A 20,414-nucleotide genomic window follows, 5' to 3' on the forward strand; every position below is an offset into this window, starting at 1 on the left:
CCCCCGGGCCGTCGAACAACCCGTCATCGCGCCGGGCCCGCCGCCGCCGCCGGTTTCGGAGAATGTCCCGATATCGCCGCCACCCGCCTGGCAGGTCAGAACGGTCACTCCCTCGGCGGCCGAGGTGGCTGCATCGACCTATGTGGTGAAGTCGGGCGACACGCTGCGCGCGATCTCCAACAAGACCGGCGCGGGTTCCGAGACGATCGCGCGGGCCAACCATATTGACGCGCCATTCAAGATCATCGTCGGCCAGAGGCTGAAGATTCCCGGCGGCCGCTATCACCGCGTCGGCAAGGGCGAGACCGGCATCGCCATCTCGCGCGCCTACGGGGTCGAATGGGGCCGGATCGCGCAGCTCAACGAGCTGGCGGAACCCTATGTCCTGCGCGAGGGCCAGCGGCTGATCCTGCCGAGCCAGCGCGAGGTTGCGAACATGACCTCCGATCAGCGCGAGGCCGCCTTCCGGCTCGACATCGAGGACCTCATCACCGGCTCCGAGCCCGCGCTTGCGACTCGCGGAAGCCCAAAGCCGCCGGTCGTAACGCCGAAGGTCGTCTCCCCCACCGTAACCGTCGCCGAACCGCCGCGTTTCGCCGGACGTTTCGACTGGCCGGTGCGCGGCCCGATCCTGCGCCGTTTCGGCCGCCATGCCAGCGGTCAGCAGAATGACGGCGTCAACATCGGCACGCCGCGCGGTACCTCGATCACCGCCGCCGCCGATGGCGTAGTCGCTTATGTGGGGCAGGATATTCCGGCCTATGGCACGCTGATCCTGTTGCGGCACGGCGATGGCTGGCTGAGCGCTTATGGCTATGCCGACAGCATCACCGTGACGCGCGGCCAAAAGGTCGTGCGCGGGCAGACGATCGCGAAAAGCGGGAGCAGCCCCTATAATGCCGAACCGCAGCTGCATTTCGAGATCCGCAACGGCCGCAAGCCGGTCGATCCGCTGAGCATGCTGCCCTCGCGCAGCTAGCCGCAGGCGACCCCTCGCAATTTACGCCGAAAGCGCTTATGTGCCCGCGCTCCATGGCAATTGAACTCCCCTCCCCGCCGAAGATCGGCATGGTCTCGCTCGGCTGTCCCAAGAATCTGGTCGACAGCGAGCGCATACTCACCAAGCTGCGGTCGGATGGCTATGGCCTGTCACCCGATTATGCAGGGGCGGATGTCGTGCTGGTCAACACCTGCGGCTTCCTCGACAGCGCCAAGGAGGAGAGCCTCGAGGCGATCGGCGAGGCGATCGCGGAGAACGGGCGCGTCATCGTCACGGGCTGCATGGGCGACGAGGCCGATAGAATCCGCGCCCGCTTCCCGAACGTCCTCGCGATCACCGGCGCGCATCAATATGACGATGTCGTCGGCGCGGTGCACGAAGCGGCGCCGGTGTCCCCGTCGCCTTATATCGATCTGGTGCCGGAAGCCGGGCTGAAGCTTACCCCGCGGCACTATAGCTATCTGAAGATCTCAGAGGGCTGCAATCACCGCTGCAGCTTCTGCATCATCCCATCGATCCGGGGCGATCTGGTCAGCCGGCGACCCGACGCGATCCTGCGCGAGGCCGAGAAGCTGGTCGCGGCGGGCACGCGGGAGCTGCTGGTCATCAGTCAGGATACATCCGCCTACGGCCTCGATCTCAAGCATAAGAGCTTCCCGTTGAAGGGCGGCGGTGAGGTGCGCGCGCACATGACCGATCTCGCCCGCGAACTAGGCAAGCTCGGCGCCTGGGTGCGGCTCCATTATGTCTATCCCTATCCGCATGTGGATCAGGTCATCCCGCTCATGGCGGAAGGGTTGATCACGCCTTATCTGGATATTCCGTTCCAGCACGCATCTCCGCGCGTACTGAAGGCGATGAAACGCCCGGCGAATGACGCCAAGGTGCTCGAACGGCTTGCCGGCTGGCGCGCCATTTGCCCCGACATCGCGGTGCGCTCGTCCTTCGTCGTCGGTTTCCCCGGCGAGACCGAGGAAGATTTCCAATATCTGCTCGACTGGCTCGATGAAGCGCAACTCGACCGGGTCGGCGCCTTCCGCTTCGAACCCGTCGCGGGCGCAGCGGCCAATGACCTGCCCGACCCAGTCCCCGAGGAGGTCAAGGAAGAGCGCTACGCCCGCATAATGGAGAAGACCGCCGCGATCTCCGCCGCGAAGCTCCAGGCGAAGATCGGCCGCACGCTCGACGTGATCATCGATGTTGCGGACGGTGAAGGCGGCGCGACCGGCCGCTCCAAGGCCGATGCCCCTGAGATCGACGGCGAAGTCCATCTGCGCGATGCCGATAACCTGTCGCCCGGAGACATCATCCGGGTCGAGATCGAGGACGCCGACGATCACGACCTGTTTGGCGTGCAGGTCGGCTGAGGGCGCTCCCGACTATTTTCAACAGCATCTGGCGGGCCTAAGAGCGCGCTTGATCCCGGCGGCATCGATCGCCGCCACGTCATGAGGAAAGGTCTCTCCGTCATGCCCGGAGTCTGGTTCGACGAACTCGAAGTAGGTCAGCTGTTCAAGCACCCCATCTCGCGGACGGTCACGGAGACAGACAATGTGCTGTTCACCTCCATGACGCATAATCCGGCGCTGCTCCATCTCGACGAGGAATATTGCCGGACGCAGACTGAGTTCGGCCAGCGCATCGTCAATAGTTGCTTCACGCTGGGCCTGATGGTCGGCATCTCGGTCGGCGACACCACGCTCGGCACCGCGGTCGCCAATCTCGGCTGGGATGAGGTGCGCTTTCCCAAGCCGCTGTTCCATGGCGATACGGTCCGGGTCGAAACCGAGGTGGTCGAATTGCGCGAATCGAAGTCGCGACCGGACCAAGGAATCGTCACCTTCCTGCACCGCGCCTACAACCAGCACGGGGATCTCGTCGCCCACTGCAAGCGGTCCGGGCTTCAGCGCAAACGGCCTGTCGCCTAAACCCGGGGAAGCTTGTCGATCAGCTTGTCTACCGTCATCGGATAATCTCGCAGGCGAATACCGGTGGCGTTGTAGATCGCATTGGCGACCGCCGCACCGGCGCCGCAGATACCGAGCTCGCCGACGCCCTTCGCCTTCATTGGCGAGCTCTTGTCGTCGAGCTCATCGACGAAGAACACGTCCTGATCGGGAATGTCAGCGTGGACCGGCACATGATATTCGGCGAGATCGCGGGTCGCGAAATAGCCGAAGCGCTTGTCGACGATCAGCTCCTCCATCAGCGCCGCACCGACGCCCATCGTCATCGCGCCGATCACCTGGCTGCGCGCCGACTTCGGATTGAGGATGCGGCCCGCGGCGAAGGCGCCGGACTGCCGGCGAATGCGTACCTCGCCCGTCATCGCATCCACGCCGACTTCACAGAAATGCGCGCCGAACGTAGCCTGTGCATATTTCTTGGTCAGATCGCCGAAGTCCATCTTGCCATCGACAGTGACGCCATCCGCGCCCGCCGCCTCGCCGATCCGCACCCGCCGGTTGCCACTGACCACATAGCCATCCGCGAACTCGGCGTCCGCCGTGTTGAAGCCCGCCTTCTGGGCCAGAGCGCTCCGCAGCGCCATACAGGCGGCGTAGACGCCGGAGGTGGAGCTGTTGGCCCCCCACTGCCCGCCTGACCCTGCCGACACCGGATAAAGGCTATCGCCCAGACGTACGCGGACCTTGTCCAGCGGTACGCTCATCACCTCGGCGGCAGTCTGGGCGATGACGGTATAGCTGCCGGTGCCGATGTCGGTCATGTCGGTTTCGATGGTAATGACGCCGTCGGCATCCGCGATGGCGCGAGCCGCCGACGCCTGGACCAGATTGTTGCGGAATGCCGACGCCATGCCCGTGCCGATCAGCCAGCGTCCGTCGCGCACCTGACCCGGCTTCGGGTTGCGCCGCGACCAGTGAAAACGCTCGGCGCCGACGCGAAGGCATTCGACGAATTTTCGACTGGAGAAGGGGCGGCTCGGCCCCTTTTCGGGATCATATTGAACATCGTTGCGGATACGCAGCTCGACAGGATCGAGGCTCAATTTCTCGGCCAGCTCGTCCATCGCGATTTCGAGTGCGAGCAGCCCGACCGCCTCGCCCGGAGCGCGCATCGCATTGCCCTCGGGCAGATCGAGTTCCGCGAGATAATGCGCGGTCATGCGGTTCTCACCGCGATAGAGCAGCCTGGTCTGCTGCGCCGCCGACTCCGGACCGCCCCCAGGAAGATCGCCCGACCAGCTTTCATGCGCAATCGCGTCGATCACGCCGTTCTTGTCGGCGCCGATGCGGATGCGCTGTATCGTCGCCGGACGATGGACCGTGTTGTTCGCGATTTGCGGCCGGGCGATCGCGACCTTGACCGGCCGGCCGATCTTGCGCGCCGCTAACGCCGCAAGGACGGCGTCGGCGCGTATCCACAGCTTCGCACCGAACCCACCACCAATATAGGGTGATATCAGCCGAACCTTTTCCGCAGGGATACCGAGGGTGGTCGCCATGTCCTTCACGCTGCCGGCGATCATCTGGTTGGCGGTCCACAGGGTCAGCTGATCGCCCTCCCATGCCGCGATCGAGGCATGCGGCTCCATCATCATGTGGCTCTGGTCGGGCGTGGTATAGACCTCGTCCAGCTTGACCGCTGCCGTGGCAAAGGCTGTGTCGAAATCGCCTGCGCTGGTGGCGGAGGGACCTCCGAAGCCCCGTGGCGCTGCGCGGGCATGCTCGCGCTCCGCGGCAAGGTCGTACCGTCCCCGGGCAGGCGCATAATCAATATGGACCAGTCTGGCGGCGTCGCGCGCCTGTTCGAGCGTTTCAGCGACGACCAGTGCGACCGCCTGATCATAATGCTCGATCTTCGAACTTGCGAGCAGCGCCGCCGTGTTCGAACCCGACGTCTTGAGCGGGCCGGCATTCGCGCCCGTCACGACCGCCAATACGCCGGCAGCGGCCTCCGCATCGCGTGTGTCTATTGAGCGTATCCGGCCAGTAGCGATCGCCGAACCGACGATCCAGCCATAAGCAGCATTGGGCGCAGCCTCATTCTGCTCATAGGCATAGGGGGCAAGGCCGCAGACCTTTAGCGGACCATCGATCCGGTCGACCGGATGGCCAACCACATGCTGACGGTCGATCACGTTATCGCCGGCAGGCGTGTCGAACTTCATGTTCATGCTTTCACCTCCGCCAGCACCGCACCGAGCGTCTGCCGCAGCAGCGGGAGCTTGAACGCGTTCTGCTCGGTCGTCTTCGCGCCGAGCGTCACCGATGCGGCCACCGCCTCCGCTCCCTGAAGCCGCTCGGCAGCCTCCACCCGCCAGGGTTTGTGGGCGACGCCGCCAAAGGCGAAGCGCTGCCCCTGCGGCCCGACCACCGCCGCCACCGATACCAGCGCGAAGGCATAAGAGGCGCGGTCGCGTACCTTGCGGTAAACATGAGTTCCGCCCAGTGGGGCGGGAAGCGTGACGCCTGTGATCAGTTCGCCCAGCTTCAGAGCCGTTTCGATATGCGGGGTATTACCAGGCAGGCGATGAAAATCGGCGATAGGGATCGCGCGCGTGGCGCCATCGGGGCTGACGGTCTCCACCACCGCGTCCAGCACACGCATTGCCACCGCCATGTCGGACGGGTTGGTCGCTATGCACTGATCGCTGACGCCGATGATCGCGAGGCCGCGGTTGACGCCCGTCAGCGCCGCGCAGCCCGATCCCGGCTTGCGCTTGTTGCAGGGTTTGCTGATGTCGTAGAAATAAGGACAGCGGGTGCGTTGCAGCAGGTTTCCCGCGGTCGTCGCCTTGTTGCGCAGCTGGCCCGACGCGCCGGCTACCAGCGCGCGCGACAGCACCGCATAGTCCCGCCGCACCCGCTTGTCCGCCGCCAGATCGGTGTTGCGGACCAGCGCGCCGATCCTCAAGCCGCCCTGATCGGTCTTCTCGATCCGGTCGAGCCCCAGATGGTTGACGTCGATCAGGTGGGTGGGCGTTTCCACCTGCACCTTCATGAGGTCGAGCAGGTTGGTGCCGCCCGCGATGAAGCGCGCGCCGGGATGTTCCGCGGCGGCTCGCGCCGCGCTGACCGGATCGGCTGCGCGCTGATAGGTGAAGGGCTTCATGCGCGGTCCTTCCCCGCGACGTCGCGGATCGCCGCGACGATATTTGGATAGGCGGCGCAGCGGCAGATATTGCCGCTCATCCGCTCGCGCACTTCGGCGTCGGAAAAGCTCACGTCCATCAGGTCGGCGCTCGCGTGGCTCGGTACCCCGGCCTCGATCTCCTCGAGAACGGCCACCGCCGAGCAGATCTGGCCTGGCGTGCAATAGCCGCACTGATAGCCGTCATGGACTACAAAGGCCTTCTGCATCGGATGAAGGTCCTCGGGCGTCCCGAGTCCTTCGATGGTCGTCACCGCATCGCCCTCATGCATCACCGCGAGGGTCAGGCAGCTGTTGATCCGCCGCCCCTCGACGATCACCGTGCACGCGCCGCACTGGCCATGATCGCAGCCCTTCTTGGTCCCGGTCAGGTGCAGATGCTCGCGGAGGGCGTCGAGCAGCGTGGTACGCGGATCGACCGACAGGTCGCGATCCTTGCCATTGACCTTGAGCCTGACCGGCATCAGCGGCGCGCCCGCGGCCTGTTCGACAGCGGGCGAACCAATTGCGGGGGCCGCAGCCACGCTGGCCGCAGTCGCCGCGCCGGCGGCCAGCACGGTACGCCGTGTCATTCCCTCATTCCCATCATCAAATATGTCGTCCGATGTCATGCCGCCCCCGTCAAATGCGCTGGTATGGCAACTTGTGATGGCCGCGTTCGTTCCGCGAGCCAGGCTCGGAGATCCAAAACCGCTCCGTGATGTGGAACCTTATCAGCCCGCCTCAGTCACGCGCAATATGGGATCAGCCCCACAGAGCGGGAAGCGCGGGATGAGCCACGCCGCGCTCGAAGCACACGGGATCAGGGCGATCCTCGCCGAGCAGCAGCGGGCCATCGATATCGACCCAGCGGGCGCCCTGCCCTACCAATATCGCGGGCGCGATACCCAGCGAAGTCGATAACATGCAGCCGACCATGATCTCCAGGCCCGCCGCGCGCGCAGCCGCGGCAAGCGCCAGGCCCTCGGTCAGACCACCGGCCTTGTCGAGCTTGATGTTGATCGCGTTGTAGCGGCCGCTACATTTCGGCAGATCCGCCCGATCCTGGCAGCTTTCGTCGGCGCACAGCGGAATCGGCGAGACGACGCCGTCGAGCAGATGGTCCTCACCCGCGCGGACGGGCTGTTCGATCAACTCGACCCCATAGGGAAGCAGCGCCGCAGCCTCGCGGGCGACATCGCGGCCAGTCCAGCTCTCATTGGCGTCGACGATCAGCCGGGCGTCGGGAGCCCCGCGGCGCACTGCCGCGACCCGTTCGACATCGCCCTCCCCCGCCAGCTTGAGTTTGAGCAACGGGTAAAGCGCCGCGGCCTTAAGCGCGTCCTGTTCCATCCGTTCGGGCGGGCCGAGCGATATCGTGAAGGCGGACTGCAACGGCTTCAGGGGCGAGAGGCCCGCGAGCGACCAGACCGGACGCGTTTCGCGCTTTGCTTCGAGATCCCACAAAGCGCAGTCGATCGCATTACGCGCAGCGCCGCGCGGCATCCGCCGAAGAAGATCGGCGCGCTCGATACCGCGCGCGACCTCGCCCGCCATCGCCTGCACCTGCGCCAGCACCGTCTGCGCGCTTTCGCCATGATAGTAGATCGCGGTCGCTTCGCCGCGCCCACTGTGCAAGCCATCGTTTATCGTTACCGTAACGACGTCGACATCGGTCTTGGCGCCCCGGGCGATGACGAAGCTGCCCGCCACCGGCCAGGTTTCGATCTGCGCCGTCAGCACCGGTCTTCCCCGCAACACCATCAGGTGAGGGATGCTCCGCTGCCCGGCTGGCGCGGAATATTGCGTGGGGCCGATCCGGGCCAGAAGCTTCGCGGCAATATGCGGCCCTTGCGCTCGAACGCCGCCTTGATCTCGGGTCGCGCGATGAAACCGGTCCACAAGTCGCGCAGCCGTGATGGCGTTGGCGCCCAGAGCGAACCCGTCGGCTGAAACTGCGGCAGAAGATTGCTCGCAATATCATCGTCCTGGAAGGCCTTGACCGCGATCTGCGATGCCTCGGCAGTGCGCCGCGCGCACAGCAACGCCTCGATCGCCGCCGGTTGGTTCTGATCGGCATGTGCCTTGAGCGCGTCCATCGCGCTGTTCGCCTCCGCCGTCCGGCCAAGCGCCGCGAGCGAGCAGACCTCGGTACGATCGAGCCATCGCTTGCCGAGATCGGTGAGCAGCCCACCCGCCTTGGTAAGGGTTCCCCGCGCGACGATAAGCGCCTTGGCCGGGCGGCCGATCTCATCAAGAAATTCGGCGTAGCTGACCAGAGCCGTCGACGCGGCCGGGGACCGGCGCAGATCGAGCGCCTGAAATGCGCCCAGCAGCGCGTCGGCCTCATCGTTCTTCCGCAACGCCGCCAGAGCTCGCGCCCGATAGAGAACGGTGCGGACAGCATCGCGGCTCATGCCCTCGGCGATGGGGACATCCCTGCTCATATCGAGCACGTCCTGATAGCGGCCCAGCAGCAGCATCGCATTGACCGCGTCGCGCAACGCCACTTCCGAACTCGGCGAACTGCCGTAAACCGCCAGTTTGTCGCGCGCGAAGCGATCAATCGACGTTCCGCTCGCCGGACCGAGCCGGGCTTCGAGTGCGGGCCATAGCTTTGCATAATGGCGGTCGACGACCATCGCCGACAGCATTTCCGGCTGATCGATACGCTCCAGAAGCCCTTCGGCCTCCGCCGCTTCACCTTTGTCGATCAACGCCCCGATCGCGCCCTCGGCAAAGCCGATCCGCAGTTCCGGGATGTCGGAGGGCTCCCAGTCCGCGCGCGCGAGCGCGATCAGCATCCGATCACGCGCCTCGCGCGCCTGGTCTTCTTCAAGGCGTATCGAGATGGCGCGCACCGATGCGCCGGTCAGGATGTTGAGCGCCTTCGGCGAGGTGTCGGCAATTACCGCAATCTGCTCGGCGGCATCGGTGAAGCGATTCTCGTCGGCTGCGATCAGTGCGCCGAAAGCCTGGACCAATCCGTCGCGCGGCATCGCCTTCGCAAGTTCATTCTGGACCGAGGATAGATCGGCCATGCGCCCTACGCTGCCGAGGCAGACGAGCCGCATACGCTGCACAAGGGTGCGCTCAATTCCTTCGGCCAGGCCCGGTACGAGCGGATCGAGCGCGGCCAGCACGCCTGCGCAATCCTCACGCGCGGCAGCCTCCTGCGCCTTGCCGATCGCGGCCTGTGTGTCGACGGCGTTATCGACAGCCTGGGCCGGAAGCGGCGCACCGAGCGCGAGCGCCAGCGCGACCAAAGGGACCAGGGCGGTGGCCCTAGCGTGCATGCGACGCGATCCACGCATCGACCACCGGGGCGATCTGCTCCCGCCAGCGGCGGCCGTTGAAAATGCCATAATGGCCAACCCGCTCGGCCATCAGATATTTCTTGTTCGCCTCCGGCAAGGCCGTCGCCAGAGTCAGCGCGGCCTTGGTCTGCCCAAGCCCTGAGATATCATCGCGCTCCCCCTCGATCGCGAGCAGACCGACATCGGTGATCGCCGCCGGATCGACCTTGCGGCCGCGATGCATCAGCTCGCCCTTGGGCAGCAAATGACGCTGGAACACCGCATCGATCGTCTGGAGATAGAACTCCTCGGTCATGTCGCAGACCGAACGATACTCGTCATAGAAAGCCTTGGTCGCATCGGCACTTTCCTCGTCGCCATCGACCAGATGCTTGAACATCCCCCAATGGCTGGCGAGATGGTTGCCCAGGTTCATCGCCATGAAACCCGAAAGCTGAAGAAAGCCCGGATACACCTTTCGGCCCGAACCCGGGTAGAAGACCGGCACCATATGGATGACATTCTGCTCGAACCAGGCGAGCGGGCGCTGCGTCGCGACTGTGTTGACGGCGGTCGGCGCCTCTCGCGTGTCGACCGGGCCACCCATCATCGTCAGCGTCGCGGGGCGGCACGGATTTTTGTCCGCCGACATGACCGAAGTCGCGGCATAGGCCGGCACCGAGGGCTGACACACCGCAAGCATGTGGGTGCCCGGGCCGATCTTCTCGAGAAACTCGATCAGATAATCGACATAATCATCGAGATCGAAACGCCCCTCTTCGACCGGCACCAGCTTCGCGTCGCGCCAATCGGTGATGTAGACGTCATGGCCGACCATCATCCGCTCGACCGTACCGCGCAGCAGCGTCGCATAATGGCCGGACATAGGGGCTACGATCAGCAATTTGGGCTGACCGGTCACACCCTTGCGGCGAAAGCGCTTGAGCTGGCCGAAAGGCTTGCGGAGGATGATCTCCTCGGTGACGGCGACCTTCCTGCCGTCCACCTCGACCTCGGCAAAACCGAAATCGGGCTTGCCGCGCGAAGCCGAGGCATGGGCGAAGACATCGAGCCCGGACGCCATGATCGGCGCCATATTGCTATACGACATCGGATTCAGGGGATTTTTCAGCCACTGGCCGCTGAGATCGGCCCAGGCGCTAGCCGCGGACATCCACGAACGCTGAAACTCATACGCATTATACAGCATTCGCGTCTCCAAACCGGCTGCCCGACTTTACGTGCAAAATGGTGCATCGCGCAATGCGAAGGATGCAATCGGCGTGCTGACTGCATGTGGGGATAGCATCGCCGAATTGCCATAAGGTGAAGGCGGCGATTGTGGGTTTGGCCCACGGTTGCTAGTGCGCCGCGATGGCGAAGAAAAGCGAGACTTCCGAAACCCCAGCCCGCAAGATCGGCGAACTGGCGATGATCTGGCGCTTCGCCCGGGCCTATCCCGGCCGGATCGCCGCCGCAGGCGCGGCGCTGGTCGTTGCCGCTTCTGCTACGCTCGCCATTCCGGGCGGATTCCGGCTGGTGATCGACAAGGGCTTCATCGCCTCCGGAGGCGATGTCGGTCCTTATTTTCGCTATTTGCTGATCATCGTGCTGATCCTCGCGCTCGCCACTGCGCTACGGTTCTATTTCGTCTCGTGGCTGGGCGAACGCGTCGTCGCCGACATTCGTATCGCGGTGCAAAAGAACCTGCTCCGCCTTGCCCCGCGCTTCTTCGAGGAGAACCGTCCCTCCGAGATCGCCTCGCGTCTGACCGCCGACACCGCGGTGATCGAGCAGGTCGTCGGCGCCACCGTCTCAGTGGCGTTGCGCAACATCGTTCTCGCCATCGGCGGCGTCATCTATCTCTTCGCCATCGCGCCGAAGCTGGCAGCGATGCTCCTGCTCGGCATTCCCCTCGTAATGCTGCCGATGATCCTCATGGGACGGCGGCTGCGCAAATTATCGCAAAGCACGCAGGACAGAATCGCCGACGTCGGAGCAACCGTGTCCGAAACGCTGCGGGCGATGAAGATTGTCCAGGCTTTCGGCCAGGAAGCCCGCGAAGCCGGTCGCTTTGGCGAGGTCGTCGGGGAAGGCTTCTCGACATCCCGCCGCCGCATTCGCACCCGCGCGGTGATGACCGCGATCATCATCGCGATAATCTTCGGATCGATCACGATGGTGATGTGGCAAGGCGCGGTCGATGTCGCGGCGGGCCGCCTGTCGGGCGGCTCAATCGCCGCCTTCATTCTTACCGGTGGCCTCGTCGCCGGTGCGTTCGGCGCGCTGGCAGAGGTCTATGGCGACATCGTCCGCGCGGCCGGCGCGGCATCACGCCTGTCCGAACTGCTCTCGGCGGAGCCGGAAATCCGCGCGCCGGCCAAGCCGACCGCGCTACCCATGCCGCCACAGGGCAAGCTCGAATTCGACCATGTCGGCTTCCGCTATCCGACGCGGCCGGAAGTCAGCGCGCTCGACGACATCAGCTTCTCGGTCCAGCCCGGCGAGATGGTCGCCGTAGTCGGCCCCTCAGGCGCGGGCAAATCGACGATCCTCCAGCTGGCTCAGCGCTTCTACGACCCCGAAACGGGCGTGATCCGTCTCGATGGTGTCGCGCTGCCCGATGCCGATCCCGCGGATATCCGCGCACGTCTCGCTGTCGTGCCGCAGGAAACCGTGATCTTCGGCGCGTCAGCGCGCGACAATCTGCGCTATGGCCGCTGGGATGCCAACGACGAGGATATCTGGGCAGCCGCCGAAGCCGCCAACGCGGCGAGCTTCCTGCGCGCCTTGCCCCAGGGGCTCGACAGCTTTCTCGGCGAAGCGGGGGCGCGTCTGTCGGGCGGCCAGCGCCAGCGCATCGCCATCGCGCGCGCATTGCTGCGCGATGCCCCGCTCCTGCTGCTCGACGAAGCCACTTCCGCACTCGATGCGGAGTCCGAGAAATTGATCCAGGACGCACTCGACCGTCTGATGAAGGGCCGTACGACGATCGTGATCGCCCATCGGCTCGCCACGGTGCGCGCCGCCGACCGGATCATCGTGATGGATCAGGGCAGGATCGTCGAACAGGGCACACACCAAAGCCTGAGCGCGCAGGAGGGACTTTACGCCCGCCTTGCGCGGCTTCAGTTCAACGACGCGGCGGCGTAGAGCCGCCTACGCCCGAAAGCTGCCGTCGAGCAGCTTGATGATCGCCGAGAAATCCTTGCCCGCGCCGCCGAGATTGGCGAACGCCTGATAGAGATGCTCGGCCGCGCCACCCATCGGTACGCTCGCGCCGACGCCCTGCGCCGCTTCGACCGCGAGCTTCAGGTCCTTGAGCATCAACCCAGCTGCGAAACCGCCCTCATAGTCGCGGTCGGCGGCGGTTTCTGGGCCGACGCCGGGGACCGGACAGTAGCTGGTCATCGACCAGCTCTGTCCGCTCGCCTTCGATGAGATATCGAAGAAGGTCTGCGCATCGAGGCCCAGCTTCTGCGCAAGCGCGAAAGCCTCACAGGTCGCGACCATCGTCGCGCCGAGGATCATGTTGTTGACGATCTTCGCAGCCTGTCCGGACCCTTGCGCTCCAGCATGAATCACCGCCTGGCCCATCAGGGCAAGGACCGGCTCGGCGCGGGCGAAATGTTCGGCGCTGCCGCCGACCATGAAGGTCAGCGTGCCGCCATTGGCGGCGGCGATTCCGCCGGAGACCGGCGCGTCGACCATCGCCAGCCCCTTGGCGCCGGCCGCAGCGCCTACCGCCTTGGCCGTACCAACATCGATCGTCGAGCAGTCGAGCAACAGCGCCGCTGCCGGCACGGCGCCGAAAATCTCATTCTCATAAACCGAACGGACATGGTGGCCGGCCGGCAGCATCGTTACGACGAACTCTGCGTCGGCCACCGCTTCGGCCGCCGATCCAACGGCGCGGCATCCTGCCGCGACCGCCTTGTCCAACGCATCCTTCGACAAGTCGAAAGCGCGCACGTCGTGCCCTTTCCTGGCCAGGTTGGCAGCCATGCCGCCACCCATATTGCCCAGGCCGATGAAGCCAACCGTTGCCATATTATTTCCCTGTCCAGTTGCCGGGGCGCTTCTCGACGAAGGCGGTCATGCCCTCGGCCTTGTCCTCGGTGGCGCATAGGCCGTTGAAAAGCCGGCGTTCGAAAACCAGGCCCATTGCCAGGCCAGTTTCGAAAGTTACGTTGACCATTTCCTTGTTTGCGATCGCGGCGAGCGGCGGCATGCCGGCGATGACGTTCGCCATCTTCATCGCCTCTTCCATCAGTCCGGTAGCGGGCACGACCTTGCTGCACAGATTGGCGCGCTCAGCCTCGACCGCGTCCATCATCCGGCCGGTCAGGCACATATCCATCGCCTTGGACTTGCCGACCGCGCGGGTCAGGCGCTGCGAACCGCCCATGCCGGGCGCGACTCCGAGCTTGATTTCCGGCTGGCCGAACTTGGCGGTATCGGCAGCAATCATGATGTCCGCCATCATCGCCAATTCGCAACCACCGCCCAACGCGAAGCCCGCAACCGCCGAAATCCAAGGCTTGCGCGTACCCGTCACCTTCTCGAAACCCTGGAAGAAATTTTCGGCGAACATCGCGGAAAATCCCTTGGCCTGCATCTCCTTGATATCCGCGCCCGCCGCGAACGCCTTCTCGCTGCCGGTCAGGATCGCACAACGCTGCGATGGATCGGCGTCATATTTCCCGAACGCGGCTATCAGATCGGCAAGCACCTGCGTGTTGAGGGCGTTGAGCGCCTGCGGCCGGTTCAGGCGGATGATCGTCACCGCGCCCTGCGTTTCGACGAGAAGGGTTTCATAGGACATCAGGTGGACCTTTCAGGCGTTGGGCAGAGGCGTCCAGGCCTCCGACGATGGCAGCGGCGCGAAGATCGCGTCGATTTCGGCTCCGCTGACCGCCTCCGCCGTCGGAGGATTCCAACGGGGCGCATTATCCTTGTCGACGATCAGCGCACGCACGCCCTCGACGAAATCAGGACGCGCGATGACATGGGCGGCTAGCGCATATTCCATAGTCAGCTCAACGGCGAAATCGTCGATCTTCGCGGCTTCGGCGAGAAGGCGAAGCACCACCTTGCACGTTTGCGGCGACTTGCTCTCCAGCGTCTTGAGCGTCGCCAGCGCCCATTCGCCGCCATCCGCCGCAAGTGCGGCGATTATGTCCTCATAACGGTCGGACGCGAACAGCCGGTCGATATCGGCCCGGCGATCGAGGATCGGCGCGGGTGGGATCGGGCTTACCGCGCTGCGTAGCGCCGCATCGGCCGCCTTGGGATTGCCGAGAATTGCCGCCTTGAGCGTCTCGACGTCGTCGCTCGCGACATAATGAGTGCCCAGCGCCAGTGCGAGGCATTCGGCGCCATTCAGCCGCGCGCCGGTAAGCCCGACATATTGGCCGGTACGACCCGGCATCCGCGACAAATAGCGCCCGCCGCCGACATCGGTCACCAGGCCGATGCCTGTCTCCGGCATCGCGTACATCGTGCGATCGGTGACGACGCGGATCGAGCAGGGCTGCGAAATCCCGACCCCGCCACCCATGGTAATGCCGTCCATGAAAGCGATCGTCGGCCTGGCATAGGTGAAGAGGAGGTGGTTGAGGCGATATTCCTCGTGGAAGAAGGCACGCGCAGCCTCGCCGCCGACAGCCGCGCTCTCCGCGAGCGCGCGGATGTCGCCGCCAGCGCAGAAGCCCCTGCCCTCCGCATGATCGATCATCACCAGATCGACCGCATCGTCGTTCGCCCAGGCGGATAGCGCGGCGATCATCGCGGTGCACATCCCGTGAGTGAGCGCGTGAAGCGCCTTGGGACGGTTCAGCCGGATACGGCCCGTGCGGCCTTCGACGAATGTGAGGACGTCATCGGTCATTGGCGCAGCATCTCCCGGCTGGTGATCATCCGCATGACCTCGTTGGTGCCTTCGAGAATGCGATGGACGCGCAGATCGCGCCAGAAGCGCTCGATCGGATAATCCTGCAGATAGCCATAGCCGCCATGGAGCTGAAGCGCGCGATCGACCACGGACGAGCCGGTGTCGGTGGCGAAGCGCTTGGCCATCGCAGCGAAGCGGGTCTTGTCCGGCGCATTGGCGGTAACCTTAGCCGCTGCCGTGTAGAGCAGCATTCGCGCGGCCTGAAGTTCGGTCTCCATGTCGGCCAGCGTAAACTGGATCGACTGGAAATCGGCGATAGCCTGGCCGAACTGCTTGCGTTCCTTCGTATACCGCACTGACTCGTCGAGACAGCGCTGCGCCCCACCGAGCGAGCAGGCGCCGATATTGAGCCGCCCGCCGTCGAGGCCGGCCATGGCGATCCGGAAGCCCTCACCCTCGCCTCCGACCCGATTCGCGACGGGCACGCGCACGTCGTCGAAATTGACCTGCGCGGTAGGCTGCGAATGCCAGCCCAGCTTCTTCTCCTGCGCTCCGAAGCTGACGCCCGGCATGTCCTTGTCGATCACCACGCAGGAAATGCCCTTTGGGCCGTCCTCGCCGGTGCGGACCATAACGACATAGACTTCGTTCTGACCGCCGCCCGAGATGAACGCCTTCGAGCCGCTGACGACATAATCGTCGCCATCGCGCACCGCGCGGGTCTTGAGCGCGGCGGCGTCGGAGCCCGCGCCCGGTTCGGTCAGGCAGTAGGATGCGATCTTTTCGCAGGTGATGAGCGCGGGGAGATAGCGCTCCTTCACATCGGTGGAACCGAAGCGGTCGATCATCCAGCTCGCCATGTTATGGATCGAGATGAAGGCCGAGGTGGAAGGACAGCCATAAGCCATCGCTTCCATGATCAGCGCCGATTCGAGCCGGCCGAGGCCGATTCCACCCGATTCCTCAGACACATAGATGCCGCCGAAACCGAGCGCCGCCGCGGCCTCGATCGTATCGCGCGGGAAGATATGATGCTCGTCCCATTCGGCGGCGAAAGGGGTGATCGCATCCGCGGTGAACTTTTGCGCCATCTCCTGGATCGCGCGCTGTTCTTCGGTTAGTTCGAACTGGCTCATGGCAAAAGGCACTGCCCACCCGCTTCCGAAGCGTCAACGGAAACCGGCACGGCAGCGACGCCGTCTTACTTGAGTTCGTCGATGACGGACGCGAACAACACGTCGTCCGCCGGCAGGACCTTGGGCTGGGCGAGCGGCTTGGAAACCCAGGTCTCGTTGATCAGGTCGCGCCAGGTGATGTTGTTGTTGGTCGAATTGCCGCCCCACGAACCGCAGCCGAGCGAGAAGGTCTGCCGCATGCCGTTCCACAGATTGCCGCTGTTCGACGCCGCCTGCGGCTGATTGACCATCACCCGCGACGTCTTCGTCGCATTGGCCAGCTTCATGATATTCGCGTCGCTGTTCGAATAGATGCCGCAACTATGGCCCTGGCCCTGATAGGCCTGAATGCCGTTGGTGAGGCGGATTGCATCGTCGATGTCCTTGGCACGATAGAGCGCCATGGTGACGGTCATCTTCTCGCCCGAGAAGGGATGATCGGGGCCGAAGCCGCTTTCCGGTACGATGAAGAACTGCGTGCCCTCCGGGACGTCGAAGCCGGCATAGTCGGCGATGAACTTCGGAGTCTGCGCCACGACCTTGGCGTTGATGTGCCCGTCGACCCAGATCGCGGCCTGCAGCTTCGCCTTGGCGTCGTTGTCGAGAATATAGCCGCCCTTGGCCTGCAGCTTGGCGAGCATCTCGTCATGGATGGCGTCGACCAGGATCACGCTGTTGTCCGACGAGCAGCTGGCGGCCAGATCGAGCGTCTTGGAAATCCGGATCTTCTCGGCAGCGTCATCGAGATCGGCAGTCTCATCGACCGTGACGACCGCATTGCCGGCGCCGACGCCCAGCGCGGGCGTGCCGCTTGAATAGGCTGCCGTAACCATGGCGCCGCCGCCGGTCGCGAGAATACGATCGCACTGCTTCATCAGCTCGTTGGTCTTTTCGAGCGACGGCGTGTCGATGCTGATTACCAGATCGGCCGGCGCGCCCATCTTGACGATCGCTTCCCGCATCAGATCGACGATCATCTTGTTGGTGAGCTTGGCGCGCGGATGCGGCGCAACGATGATCGAGTTGCGGCCCTTGACCGCGGAGATCGCCTTGATGACCGGCGTGGCTTCCGGGTTGGTGGTTGGCGCGAGCGCGCCGATCACACCGACCGGCTTTGCGATCTTGACGATATTGCGAACCGGATCTTCTTCGATGATGCCGACCGACTTGTCGTCGATGATGTCGTACAGCGTCGCCCGGGTCTTGCGAAATATCTTGAGATATTTGCCGTCATAATTGCCGAGCTGGGTCTCATCGACGGTGAACTGGGCGATCTTCTCGGCGACGCCGGGCTTTGCCACCGCCCACACCATCGCGGTGATCAGCTTATCGACCTGTTCTTGCGTATAATCTTCGATCTGCGCTTGGGCTGCGCGCGAACGGGCAACCAGTTCCGCGACCTCTGCCGCTGCCGAATCGTCTTCAACCATGTTGAGATTTGCTGCCTGGGCCATCGAACCACTCCTGGAAAAACAGAGACAGCGCCGCTCCAAAATAGCGGGCCACCTTCTTTACCGGCTGGATGAACCCATGAGTTGGCGCATGCAAGCCGGTATATTTGCATGTCTTTCGTGCATTTTTGCACTATGGTTTTGGAATGCTCGATTGGGATGATCTCCGAATTTTTCTCGTGCTCGCCCGCATGAGAAAGGCCGCGCCCGCCGCCCAGGCGCTGGGAATCGACGTCACCACCCTGAGCCGGCGGATCACCCGGTTGCAGAGCGCCCTCAACGCCAGCCTGTTCGAGACGATCGGCGGCGAACGCCGCCTGACCGAGCGTGGCGAGACATTGTTCGCGCATGCCGAAGAGGTCGAGAGCGCGACGCTGGCCGCGATCGGCGATGTGTCCGGCGACTCGTCGAGCCTGTCCGGGCATGTGCGGCTGAGCGTCGCCGAAGGCTTTGCGACCTGGGTGCTCGCACCTGCCCTTCCCGCCTTTCAACAGGGGCACCCGGAAATCCGGCTCGATCTTGTCACAGCCTCGGGTTTTCTCAATCCGTCGAAGCGCGAAGCCGATATGGCGGTGATGCTCGCGCGTCCGCGGAGTGGCCGGCTTGTCGCGTCGAAACTGGGAAATTACAGTCTGCGCCTCTATGCCGCCGCGACCTACCTTGCCGCCCGCCATACGCCGGATCGGATCGAGGATTTACGGCGTCACCCCCTGATCGGCTACGTTCCCGAGTTCATCTACTCACCCGAACTGGACTATCTAAGCGAGGTCGGCGCCGGCCTCTCAGCGGCAGCGCGCAGCACGAGCATCAATGTCCAGCACCGGCTGATCGCCAGCGGAACAGGGATCGGCGTGTTGCCGGCGTTCATCGGCGATCGCGATCCGTCACTCCGTCCGCTTTTGCCCGATCTGGTCAACATTCGCCGCAGCTTCTGGCTGGTCACGCACAGCGATCTCCGTCGCCTGGCGCGTATCGAAGCGGTTGCCGACTGGCTGAAGTCCAGCGTCATCGGCATGACCTGACCATCGGGCAGATGGCAGAGCCGCTAACTATCGAAAAATCTGTCATTTTCGTTTCGACCCGGAAATTTTTTCACTCCGCTATGTCTCCCAGTGAACATGTTCGGAGGTGAAACGTTTGGAACTCGACTTTTTGGAGTTGAGTATGGTCGACATTGAAACCGCTTTGCAGAACCGGTTGCTTGCCGCGTTGAAACCCGAGGATCTGGCGCTTCTGCTGCCGTCCTTCACCACCCATGAATGCCATGCCGGCAAGATCCTCCAGGAATCGGGAAGTGAAGTCCGCTTCGCCTGGTTCCCGCTGGCCGCCGCCGCCGCATCCTTCGTAGTCGCAGCCGATGCCAATCATATGGTCGACGCCGCGCTGGTCGGCCGCGAGGGCGCCGTCGGCGGGATCGTCTCGACTGGCCGCCTCCCCGCTTATGCCCGCGCGCATGTCCAGTTCGGCGGCCGCTTCCTGCGCATTCCGTTGAGCGCGCTGGCGCAGGCAAAGGCGCAATCGCCCACGATATCGCATTGGCTGGCGCGCTATTCGGACTGCCTCGTCGCCCAGTTGTTCCAGTCGGCTGCATGCAATGCATCGCACACCATCGCCCAGCGGCTGGCCCGCTGGCTGATCGCGACCCGCGACCGGATAGGCAGCGATGAGATCGTCATAACCCAGGAACAGCTTGGCGAGATGCTCGGCGTCGGTCGCAGTTTCATCAACCGTTCACTGCGTCAGTTGGGATCGAGCGGAATCGTCGGATCACGCCGCCGGCGGATATTGATACTCGATATCGATCGCCTCAACGCAATCGCGTGCGACTGCAACTATCGGATCCGCGATCATTTCGACACCATTCTGGCCGGAGTCTACCCGCGCGAGGCCGATTCCGTAGCGGCTTAGCCCGATTTCCGGATCAAAGATCAAGGCGGCGCGTTGCTTCGATGAAGTGGCGATGCGCCAGCGCTTCTGGAGGAGCAGGTAATGAACAGGATGCTTTTAGCAAGCGCGAGTATCGCAATCGGCCTGTTTTCGGCGTCTGCATCGGCGCAACTTGGCGGCCCGGTCGGCGCTACAGTCGGGGGCGCAGCCGGTTCGGCGGGACCATCGCTAGGCGGCAGCGGCACACTCGACACGACCACGCACGTCAACCCGCGCACCGGCAGTAATTCGGTCGGCCTGGGCGTTAACGGCGCTCTGGGCAGCAATAGTCAGGCAGCCGGCGGCACCGTCGGGTCCGCCGCAAGCGGATCGGCCAATGCCGGCGTCGCCACGCGGGCCCCTGGCGCCGGCGCCGCACAGGGCGCGATTGCAAGCACCGCCGACAACGCACAGCAAACCACGCGCAGCGCCGCCAGCGACATCAAGCGTGCGACGCGCAAGACCAGACGCGATACCGCGAGCGCGGTGAACGATAGCGCAGCAGTCGGCGGCAGAGCAGCCGTTGGCGCGAATGCAGAGGCAAGGATGCCGGACAAGAACTAATCCAGCATAAGCTGG

At 64.3% G+C, this 20,414-nt stretch carries 18 protein-coding genes; 7 read left to right on the forward strand and 11 right to left on the reverse strand.

What is annotated here, in order from left to right; translation table 11 throughout:
* Nucleotides 1-25: 25 nt before the first annotated feature.
* From WP12_RS03800 to WP12_RS03810, 3 genes are all read left to right on the forward strand, one after another.
* Entirely contained in the window at nt 26-979 is a 954-nt protein-coding gene (locus WP12_RS03800; protein ID WP_046192494.1) for a M23 family metallopeptidase, read from the forward strand.
* Nucleotides 980-1,032: 53 nt separating this feature from the next.
* On the forward strand, nt 1,033-2,367 hold the full coding sequence (gene rimO / locus WP12_RS03805; protein ID WP_046192441.1) for a 30S ribosomal protein S12 methylthiotransferase RimO: 1,335 nt from the start codon (nt 1,033-1,035) through the stop codon (nt 2,365-2,367).
* Between the two features lie 102 nt (nt 2,368-2,469).
* The gene (locus WP12_RS03810) at nt 2,470-2,928 is read left to right on the forward strand and encodes a MaoC family dehydratase (protein WP_046192442.1); all 459 of its coding nucleotides are present in this window, start codon (nt 2,470-2,472) and stop codon (nt 2,926-2,928) included.
* On the opposite strand, the gene paoC is transcribed toward WP12_RS03810, so the two are convergent.
* From paoC to WP12_RS03840, 6 genes are all read right to left on the reverse strand, one after another.
* Nucleotides 2,925-5,132 (reverse strand): aldehyde oxidoreductase molybdenum-binding subunit PaoC, encoded by a 2,208-nt coding sequence (paoC, locus tag WP12_RS03815; protein ID WP_046192443.1) that lies wholly within the window; start codon nt 5,130-5,132, stop codon nt 2,925-2,927. The two genes, WP12_RS03810 and paoC, sit on opposite strands and share 4 nt — an antisense overlap.
* Nucleotides 5,133-5,134: 2 nt before the next feature.
* Nucleotides 5,135-6,076, reverse strand: coding sequence for an FAD binding domain-containing protein (locus tag WP12_RS03820; protein WP_046192444.1), 942 nt, complete (start codon nt 6,074-6,076; stop codon nt 5,135-5,137).
* Complete coding sequence (gene paoA, locus WP12_RS03825; protein WP_235398945.1) at nt 6,073-6,687, reverse strand: aldehyde dehydrogenase iron-sulfur subunit PaoA; 615 nt, start codon at nt 6,685-6,687, stop codon at nt 6,073-6,075. Before paoA ends, WP12_RS03820 begins: the two co-directional genes overlap by 4 nt.
* Nucleotides 6,688-6,859: 172 nt before the next feature.
* The gene (dgcA, locus tag WP12_RS03830) at nt 6,860-7,858 is read right to left on the reverse strand and encodes an N-acetyl-D-Glu racemase DgcA (protein ID WP_046192446.1); all 999 of its coding nucleotides are present in this window, start codon (nt 7,856-7,858) and stop codon (nt 6,860-6,862) included.
* On the reverse strand, nt 7,858-9,390 hold the full coding sequence (locus WP12_RS03835; RefSeq protein ID WP_046192447.1) for a hypothetical protein: 1,533 nt from the start codon (nt 9,388-9,390) through the stop codon (nt 7,858-7,860). Before WP12_RS03835 ends, dgcA begins: the two co-directional genes overlap by 1 nt.
* Nucleotides 9,380-10,600: a polyhydroxyalkanoate depolymerase gene (locus tag WP12_RS03840; RefSeq protein ID WP_046192448.1), complete on the reverse strand. Its 1,221-nt coding sequence runs from the start codon at nt 10,598-10,600 to the stop codon at nt 9,380-9,382. Before WP12_RS03840 ends, WP12_RS03835 begins: the two co-directional genes overlap by 11 nt.
* A gap of 164 nt (nt 10,601-10,764) precedes the next feature.
* Here WP12_RS03840 and WP12_RS03845 point away from each other — a divergent pair, with 164 nt between their 5' ends.
* Nucleotides 10,765-12,543: an ABC transporter transmembrane domain-containing protein gene (locus WP12_RS03845; protein WP_046192449.1), complete on the forward strand. Its 1,779-nt coding sequence runs from the start codon at nt 10,765-10,767 to the stop codon at nt 12,541-12,543.
* A 6-nt stretch (nt 12,544-12,549) separates the two neighbouring features.
* On the opposite strand, the gene mmsB is transcribed toward WP12_RS03845, so the two are convergent.
* The 5 genes from mmsB to WP12_RS03870 all read right to left on the reverse strand — a co-directional run bounded on the left by mmsB (nt 12,550) and on the right by WP12_RS03870 (nt 17,912).
* Entirely contained in the window at nt 12,550-13,440 is an 891-nt protein-coding gene (mmsB, locus tag WP12_RS03850; RefSeq protein WP_046192450.1) for a 3-hydroxyisobutyrate dehydrogenase, read from the reverse strand.
* Between the two features lies 1 nt (nt 13,441).
* Nucleotides 13,442-14,215: an enoyl-CoA hydratase-related protein gene (locus WP12_RS03855; protein ID WP_046192451.1), complete on the reverse strand. Its 774-nt coding sequence runs from the start codon at nt 14,213-14,215 to the stop codon at nt 13,442-13,444.
* Nucleotides 14,216-14,227: 12 nt separating this feature from the next.
* Nucleotides 14,228-15,280, reverse strand: coding sequence for an enoyl-CoA hydratase/isomerase family protein (locus tag WP12_RS03860; protein ID WP_046192452.1), 1,053 nt, complete (start codon nt 15,278-15,280; stop codon nt 14,228-14,230).
* On the reverse strand, nt 15,277-16,419 hold the full coding sequence (locus WP12_RS03865) for an acyl-CoA dehydrogenase family protein (protein WP_046192453.1): 1,143 nt from the start codon (nt 16,417-16,419) through the stop codon (nt 15,277-15,279). Before WP12_RS03865 ends, WP12_RS03860 begins: the two co-directional genes overlap by 4 nt.
* Nucleotides 16,420-16,484: 65 nt before the next feature.
* Complete coding sequence (locus WP12_RS03870) at nt 16,485-17,912, reverse strand: aldehyde dehydrogenase family protein (protein ID WP_046192454.1); 1,428 nt, start codon at nt 17,910-17,912, stop codon at nt 16,485-16,487.
* 143 nt (nt 17,913-18,055) lie between these two features.
* Between WP12_RS03870 and WP12_RS03875 the strand changes: the two genes are divergently transcribed.
* The 3 genes from WP12_RS03875 (at nt 18,056) to WP12_RS03885 (ending at nt 20,399) form a co-directional block, all read left to right on the forward strand.
* Nucleotides 18,056-18,931, forward strand: coding sequence for a LysR family transcriptional regulator (locus WP12_RS03875; protein ID WP_046192455.1), 876 nt, complete (start codon nt 18,056-18,058; stop codon nt 18,929-18,931).
* Between the two features lie 142 nt (nt 18,932-19,073).
* Nucleotides 19,074-19,817 (forward strand): Crp/Fnr family transcriptional regulator, encoded by a 744-nt coding sequence (locus tag WP12_RS03880; protein WP_046192456.1) that lies wholly within the window; start codon nt 19,074-19,076, stop codon nt 19,815-19,817.
* 81 nt (nt 19,818-19,898) lie between these two features.
* Nucleotides 19,899-20,399, forward strand: coding sequence for a hypothetical protein (locus WP12_RS03885; RefSeq protein ID WP_046192457.1), 501 nt, complete (start codon nt 19,899-19,901; stop codon nt 20,397-20,399).
* Nucleotides 20,400-20,414 lie beyond the last annotated feature (15 nt).

Source organism: Sphingomonas sp. SRS2, from assembly GCF_000971055.1.
Taxonomy (GTDB): Bacteria; Pseudomonadota; Alphaproteobacteria; order Sphingomonadales; family Sphingomonadaceae; genus Rhizorhabdus.

What these genes read in the sequence shown, in the direction of transcription:
- rimO (WP_046192441.1), top strand. Translation starts at nt 1,033, where the DNA reads ATGGCAATTGAACTCCCCTCCCCGCCGAAGATCGGCATGGTCTCGCTC.
- WP12_RS03810 (WP_046192442.1), top strand. Translation starts at nt 2,470, where the DNA reads ATGCCCGGAGTCTGGTTCGACGAACTCGAAGTAGGTCAGCTGTTCAAG.
- paoC (WP_046192443.1), bottom strand. Translation starts at nt 5,132, where the DNA reads ATGAAGTTCGACACGCCTGCCGGCGATAACGTGATCGACCGTCAGCAT.
- WP12_RS03820 (WP_046192444.1), bottom strand. Translation starts at nt 6,076, where the DNA reads ATGAAGCCCTTCACCTATCAGCGCGCAGCCGATCCGGTCAGCGCGGCG.
- paoA (WP_235398945.1), bottom strand. Translation starts at nt 6,687, where the DNA reads ATGACACGGCGTACCGTGCTGGCCGCCGGCGCGGCGACTGCGGCCAGC.
- dgcA (WP_046192446.1), bottom strand. Translation starts at nt 7,858, where the DNA reads ATGGTGTTGCGGGGAAGACCGGTGCTGACGGCGCAGATCGAAACCTGG.
- WP12_RS03835 (WP_046192447.1), bottom strand. Translation starts at nt 9,390, where the DNA reads ATGCACGCTAGGGCCACCGCCCTGGTCCCTTTGGTCGCGCTGGCGCTC.
- WP12_RS03840 (WP_046192448.1), bottom strand. Translation starts at nt 10,600, where the DNA reads ATGCTGTATAATGCGTATGAGTTTCAGCGTTCGTGGATGTCCGCGGCT.
- WP12_RS03845 (WP_046192449.1), top strand. Translation starts at nt 10,765, where the DNA reads ATGGCGAAGAAAAGCGAGACTTCCGAAACCCCAGCCCGCAAGATCGGC.
- mmsB (WP_046192450.1), bottom strand. Translation starts at nt 13,440, where the DNA reads ATGGCAACGGTTGGCTTCATCGGCCTGGGCAATATGGGTGGCGGCATG.
- WP12_RS03855 (WP_046192451.1), bottom strand. Translation starts at nt 14,215, where the DNA reads ATGTCCTATGAAACCCTTCTCGTCGAAACGCAGGGCGCGGTGACGATC.
- WP12_RS03860 (WP_046192452.1), bottom strand. Translation starts at nt 15,280, where the DNA reads ATGACCGATGACGTCCTCACATTCGTCGAAGGCCGCACGGGCCGTATC.
- WP12_RS03865 (WP_046192453.1), bottom strand. Translation starts at nt 16,419, where the DNA reads ATGAGCCAGTTCGAACTAACCGAAGAACAGCGCGCGATCCAGGAGATG.
- WP12_RS03870 (WP_046192454.1), bottom strand. Translation starts at nt 17,912, where the DNA reads ATGGCCCAGGCAGCAAATCTCAACATGGTTGAAGACGATTCGGCAGCG.
- WP12_RS03875 (WP_046192455.1), top strand. Translation starts at nt 18,056, where the DNA reads ATGCTCGATTGGGATGATCTCCGAATTTTTCTCGTGCTCGCCCGCATG.
- WP12_RS03880 (WP_046192456.1), top strand. Translation starts at nt 19,074, where the DNA reads ATGGTCGACATTGAAACCGCTTTGCAGAACCGGTTGCTTGCCGCGTTG.
- WP12_RS03885 (WP_046192457.1), top strand. Translation starts at nt 19,899, where the DNA reads ATGAACAGGATGCTTTTAGCAAGCGCGAGTATCGCAATCGGCCTGTTT.